The organism is Archangium sp. (genome assembly GCF_057119385.1).
Window position 1 is genome coordinate 1 of sequence record NZ_DBNGVP010000049.1, and the last position, 6,091, is coordinate 6,091.

Annotated in this window: 4 protein-coding genes; 2 read left to right on the top strand and 2 right to left on the bottom strand. The window is 64.4% G+C overall.

Features of this window, described 5'->3' with window-relative positions:
* A partial coding sequence (locus AC16DP_RS11060; protein WP_483956698.1) for a hypothetical protein occupies positions 1-542 on the top strand: 542 nt, incomplete at its 5' end.
* Between the two features lie 86 nt (positions 543-628).
* Complete coding sequence (locus AC16DP_RS11065) at positions 629-1,321, top strand: hypothetical protein (RefSeq protein ID WP_329726759.1); 693 nt, start codon at positions 629-631, stop codon at positions 1,319-1,321.
* Between the two features lie 39 nt (positions 1,322-1,360).
* Here AC16DP_RS11065 and AC16DP_RS11070 read toward each other — a convergent pair whose 3' ends face one another.
* Positions 1,361-2,995 (bottom strand): restriction endonuclease subunit S, encoded by a 1,635-nt coding sequence (locus AC16DP_RS11070; protein WP_329726760.1) that lies wholly within the window; start codon positions 2,993-2,995, stop codon positions 1,361-1,363.
* Positions 2,992-5,814: a type I restriction endonuclease subunit R gene (locus tag AC16DP_RS11075; protein ID WP_329726761.1), complete on the bottom strand. Its 2,823-nt coding sequence runs from the start codon at positions 5,812-5,814 to the stop codon at positions 2,992-2,994. Before AC16DP_RS11075 ends, AC16DP_RS11070 begins: the two co-directional genes overlap by 4 nt.
* Positions 5,815-6,091: the final 277 nt, after the last annotated feature.

Sequence of the window (6,091 nt, forward strand, 5' to 3'; positions counted from 1 at the left end):
TGCTGGGCGCGCGCACGCTGGCGGATGGCAGCCGGCTGCTGCCCGGCACGCCCCTGCACAAGGCCCAGCGCTGGGTGGACTATCAGTTCCGCCACCCGGAGAAGTACCCCCGCTTCTCCTTCCAGCCGGACGCCGACTGGGAGCGCCTGTACGAGTCCATCCTCAAGAACCGGCAGGCGGGCAACGTCTTCGAGGACGCCATCCTCCAGGCCGGGAGATATGAGCGCAACGCGGCGATGATGATGCCTCCGCCGGGCAGCCGCGCCCAGGGCTTCATCCCCGACTCGGTGAAGGGCAACCCGGCGGAGCTGGTATGGGGACAGCCCTACCCCTTCGTCGAGGCCAAGGCTCGTAAGGAGCTGTCCCTCTCCGGCAACCTCGAGGCCATGATCGATTATGTGGAGAAGTACGGAGGCCACCTCGAGCTGTGGGTCCGTTCCGCCAAACATCCCGATGGCGCAACGCGACTTTCCGAATCACTCCAGAACCGTTTGAGCCGCCTGGAAGCAAATGGCAAAGCTGCCGTGAGAGACCATCCATGATGCGCTCGCCGAAAACGCTTGATATTCAAATAGCACTTCCTCCGGGCCGTCTCTCGGGTGGACTCGTGAGGGAGTTCCTCGAACTCGTGCTTCGCAGGTATCAGTGGTTCACGGCCAAACGCTACGGCTATATCTCCATGAGCGAAGCGATTGATCCGGAGCGCCTGGATCTCGATCCCCTGATTGCCTATTTCGAGGAGCACAACTGGCTGTGCGTCGGTGTCAATACGGAGCGAGACTTCATCTGGTTCTCGCCCTCCCGCAGTGCCGAATTCCCCTATATGGGCGACATCTCCTGGACGACCTCTGTTCGCTCGGCTTCCAAAGCGTCCTGGCGCACCGCCCTCGTGCCGCAGGTCGCCGAGCTCATGCGCCTCGTCCAATCTCCCCTGGCTCAAATCGGGATGGGGCCGGATTTCGAGGGCAAGACACGGCGATGGATGCCACAGGAGGTGGGTCGTAAGCGCGTCGTCACCGTGCGCGACTACAGCGAAGGACTCGCGGGACTCTTCTGGCGCAACTTCTACGGCCCGCCCTTCCTGCGCATGTTCGGCGAGCGCCTCGACTCCCTGCCCGCCGAATGCCGCCAGCCGCTCGGTGAGGACCTCGTGCTCGTCCAGCCCTACGAGCTGCCCACGGAGGCGGGCACCGAGTCCGGCATCACGCGCGAGCGCGAGCTCATCTCCCTGCTCGGCCCCGAGTGCTTCTACGACCACGAGCACCACACCCTGCCCACCCGCCGCCCCGTCCTCGACTCCCTCGGCCGGCCTCTCCACTGAACGGATTCATGCCATAGGGAGGGGAGGCCCTCCAACCGCTCATGTAGAAGCGGAACGTCGGCGGGAGATACGAGGCTTCTTCGGCTTCTCGAAATCCAGGGACATCTGCCCCCGAGTGGGCTTTCCGGTAGGGACAGCACGCCCCTGGCAGATCCGATCGAGCAGTACGCTGGCGGGCTCGTTGTTCGGATCCTGGGGAACAAGCTTGCCTTCAAAGGCGTGCTTGAGGATGGACTGACGAAGACGGTCCGCCCGAGCAAGTCCGGCATCAACCAGCTTTTCGACTTCTTCGGCCAACGAAAAGCAACGATCCACTTCAGCGGAGATCCGAGTCTGCTCAGACAATGGCGGCAGTGGCACCGAAATGGCCTTGATCTCTCCAAGATTCATCCTGGGTCTTCCAACTCCGTGGATGATCTTGGCTGTCCGGCGCCTCGTAGGTTCAGCATTGAGGGCCACCACCAAATATTTCGAAAGACACAGCCCGTCATCAGGCTTCACTCGTATGCAATCTGCTTTCACAATGGCTGGTCCAAGTGATTCAGGCACCAAGCACGCGCGTGGAAGCACTTCTCCAAGTGCAGCGATCACCACATCGCCTAAGTGGACACGATGCTTGCCGAGTGTTTCGAAGTGCTCCAACGAGATATGCGCTTTCACATCAACAAAGGCGCCATCTCCGATGTTCTGAAGTCGCACTACCCGTGGCCCTTCTTCGGTGTAATGCGCAGTTTTTAGATTCGAGCCGAACGGACCATCTGTTACTGAATTGGGCTCGGCAGACGCCAATTGATGAACAGTGGCCCAAGACCATCCTACGGGAAGCGACGGCAACACAGACGCGTCAACCTGGGTGGGATCCTCATAACTGAGCTTCCACTTATCGTCCTTTGGCGTCTTTCCAACCGCCTTCATCTTCGCGAGTTGGCCTGCCTCCCACTTCGCCCGCCGCTCCTTGCAAATACGCTCCAGCAGCTTGTCGGCGGGCTCGTAGTCGCGCCCCTCGGCCCGCGCCAACTCGGCTTCGGTCGGGACGAGACGCCCTTCGCAGGCCGCCTTGAGCACGGACGCGCGATAGCGCTTCAGGTTGGCCTGCACCCGCTTGAGCGCGGCAACACCGGCCTCCAGATCAGTCAGTTGCTTTTCAATTTCTGAAACAATTCGCTTCTGTTCTTCAAGGGGAGCAAGAGGAACCCGGATCTGCCTGATCCTGTCCTGACCGATGTTCCTCATCGACTCCTGATTCCCAGTGGCCAGCCGTTCTATTTCCCGACGGCCCTGCTCCGTCCGCAACGCGTAGAGAATCCACTTCGGCTCGATTCCAGAGAAACGAAGCCTGAGAATCTTGTCGCTGAGCATCAGTCGGCCGGAAACGGAACGAACGATGACGCAGGTACCCACCAGATTGATGGTGTTTGCTCGGCTGAAGAGAAAGTCTCCGGGTTGGATGAAGAACCGCGGTTCGATGCGGTCTGGATCCGTGCAGGTCTTGGCCTCCGACTCATCGAACTCTCCCCAGGTCACCGCGCTGACCTTGACGACCCCCACCTCCCCGTCCTGAGGGGGACGCTCATCGCACTTGAAGCTCTTTCCGGCTTCAATGCCTTCGAGAACCTGTCCGAGCGCGATCCAGGACCAGCCACCGGGAAGCTCGTTCAACCCGCCATCACTCATGCCACCAACACCTCATTCAGCTCTTCCAGCAACCCGTCCAGCTCCGTCCCGAACAACCTGGCCGCCTTTCCCAACCCGCCCCGCTGGTTGAACGGCACGTCGTCGAAGTCGTCCCGCTCGAATTTGAAGCTCGTGACCACCTGGTCCTTGATGAGCCGCAGCCACTCGCGCTGCTCGTCCGTGAACCTCCGACCCCGGTTCTCCTGCTGCGCCATCCAATTTGAGAACCGTGCCTCCACCCGCTCCTGGAAGGGCACCAGCTCCTCCTCCTGGTGGAGCGCATAGCGCACCAGCGACACGATGTCCGTCAACATCTTCGGCGCCGACGCTCCCCTCACCCGGCTCCCGTCCAGCGTCTCGTACGCCTGCCACAGCCGCTCCGGCGTCCACGCCCGGGGCGAGGCCTCGATGGCGCTCGCCAGCGCCTTGATGTCCTTGAACTTCAGCCGCTTCGCCCACGGCTTCGCGTACAGCACCTGGAGCGCGGTGATCTCATCCTGGTGCTCCTTCAGGAACCGCTCGAAGGACTCCACCACCGTCTTCGCCTTCTCCTTCGAATCCTCGGAGAAGCCCGCCTCCAGCACCCGGTCCTTGCTGACCATGTCGATGGTCTGATCCGAGCGCTGCTTGAGCGTGAGGATCTCCTGTCGCAGCGCTGGATTCTTCGCCAGCGGGGCCACGGCCGCCTTCAGCAACCCCTCCGCCGCCTTCCTCACCTGCGCCAGGGACGGCTCGGCCCCCTCCGGCAGGCCCGCGGCGTTCCGCGCCGCCTCGAGCTGCCGATCCGGCTCCAGCGCTTCCACCATCCCGGCCACCAGTTCCGGCAGTGTCACCCCGGCCACCTCCTCGAGGCGCTTCACCTGGGGCGCGTCCAGCGCCCGCGTCAGCCGCGCCAGCCGTCCCGCCAGCGTCGAGACGATCTCCGGATCCGTGCTCCCGAAGCCCACCGCGTCCAGCAGGCCCTTCAGCGGCACCGTGGGCTTCTGCTCCAGCGAGTGCGTCTCCACCAGGTCGCTCTCGCACACCCGCACGCAGTCCACGATGACGAAGCGCGTCTTCCCCTTCGCGTCGCCCGTCACCGTCCGCAGGTCGTCCTTGCTGATCACCCGGACGCCCCGGCCCTTCATCTGCTCGAAGAGCAGCCGGCTGCGCACCGAGCGCATGAACATCACGATCTCCACCGGCTTGATGTCCGTGCCGGTGGCGATCATGTCCACGGTGACGGCGATGCGCGGATGGTAGCCGGTGCGGAACTCGGAGATGAGCTCCTTCGGTTTCTTCACCGTCGTGCGGTAGGTGATCTTCTGGATGAACTCGTTGCCCCGGGCGAACTCCTCGCGGGCGATGCGGACGATGTCGTCCGCGTGGCTGTCGTCCTTGGCGAAGATGATCGTCTTGGGCACCTCGGTGCGGCCGGGGAAGATCTCCGTGAAGAGCCGATCCCGGAAGGTGCGCAGCACGGTGCGGATCTGATCCTCGGCCACCACGTCCCGGTCGAGCGTCGAAGCGGCGTAGACGAGCTCATCGTCGAGCTGCTGCCAGCGGCGGGTCCGGGTGAGGCGGTCGCGCTTGTCCACGTACAGCCCCGCCTCCACGTGCGAGCCCTTGTCGGTGATCTCGGTGCGGATCCGGTACACGTCGAAGTCCACGTTCACGCCGTCGGCCACGGCCTGCGCGTGCCCGTACTCCATCACCAGGTTCTGGTGGAAGAACCCGAGCGTCTGCTTGGAGGGCGTGGCGGTGAGGCCCACGAGGAACGCGTCGAAGTACTCGAGCACCTGGCGCCACAGGTTGTAGATGGAGCGGTGGCACTCGTCGGTGAAGATGACGTCGAAGGTCTCGATGGGCAGCGAGGGGCTGTAGCGGACGGGGAGCGGCTCACGGGCGGAGGGCGCGGCGGAGTCGAAGAGCGAGGGCTCCTCGGCCGCGGGGTCCAGCTCCGGCTCGCCCTGGAGCATGGAGTAGAGGCGCTGGATGGTGGTGATGCAGACGCGGGCGACCCCGTCCACCTTGTTCGAGGCGAGCAGCTGGACGTTGTACTCCTGGGTGAACTTGTAGTTGCCGTCGGGGACGTCGAACTGTTGGAACTCCTTGAGCGCCTGCTCGCCGAGGTTGGCGCGGTCCACGAGGAAGAGGACGCGGCGGGCCCCGCCGTGTTTGATGAGGCGGTAGATGGCGTTGACGGCGGTGAAGGTCTTCCCGCTGCCCGTGGCCATCTGGATGAGGGCCCGGGGGCGGCCCTCGGCCAGCGAGGTCTCCAGGTTGCGAATGGCCTTCACCTGGGCGGGCCACAGGTCGTGCGTCTCCAGGGCGGGCAGTTGCTGGAGACGGCCGCGGAGGGTGGCCGGAAGCTGGCTGCGCGGATCGGGTTTTCCGTCCTTGTACGGCAGCAGAAGGGGCTCGGCCTCGAGCCACTCCACGAGCGTGTGCGGACGGTGGAAGTGGAAGACGGGGCGGCTGCGCGCCTCCGGATCCAACCGGTTGGTGAAGCGCGTCTCCACACCGGTGCTCTCGTAGAGGAACGGAAGGGGGCGGAGCCAGGCCGGAAGGGTGCGGGGAAGGCCCTGGCTGTAGTGCTCGGTCTGGAGCTCCACGCCGGTGAGTGGGGTCCCGGCCTTCTTGGCCTCGATGACGCCGGCGGCCTTGCCGTTGATGTACAGGAGGTAGTCCGCGAAGCCATGTTTGCCGAGCGGGAACTCGCGCACGGCGACGCCCGTACCGGCGTCTACGTTGGCGTCCTTCGCGTCCTGGATGATCCAGCCGGCGAGTCGGAGCGCTTCGTCGATGGCTTCCCTGGCGAGGGCTTCTGGCGTGGTCACCCCCTGATTCTGCCCGGAAATGGAACGGGACTGGAGACCCAGGAGGTCTTCTTCAGCGCCACGCCCGTGTTCCGAGCAACGGGTAGACTGCGCCGCCCCATGCCGCGCCCATGAAGACGCCCTCGATTCTTCTTCACCCACCCCGAGCGTCTGGTGTGCGCGCTGGGGGTGCTGGTGCCCTTCGTGGCCGGTGCCGTGCTGATGCGCGGCGGCAGCGAGGGCGCCGAGCAACTGGCGCTGCTCACCGGCCGCAGCCTGGACGAGGTGCGGGTGCTCT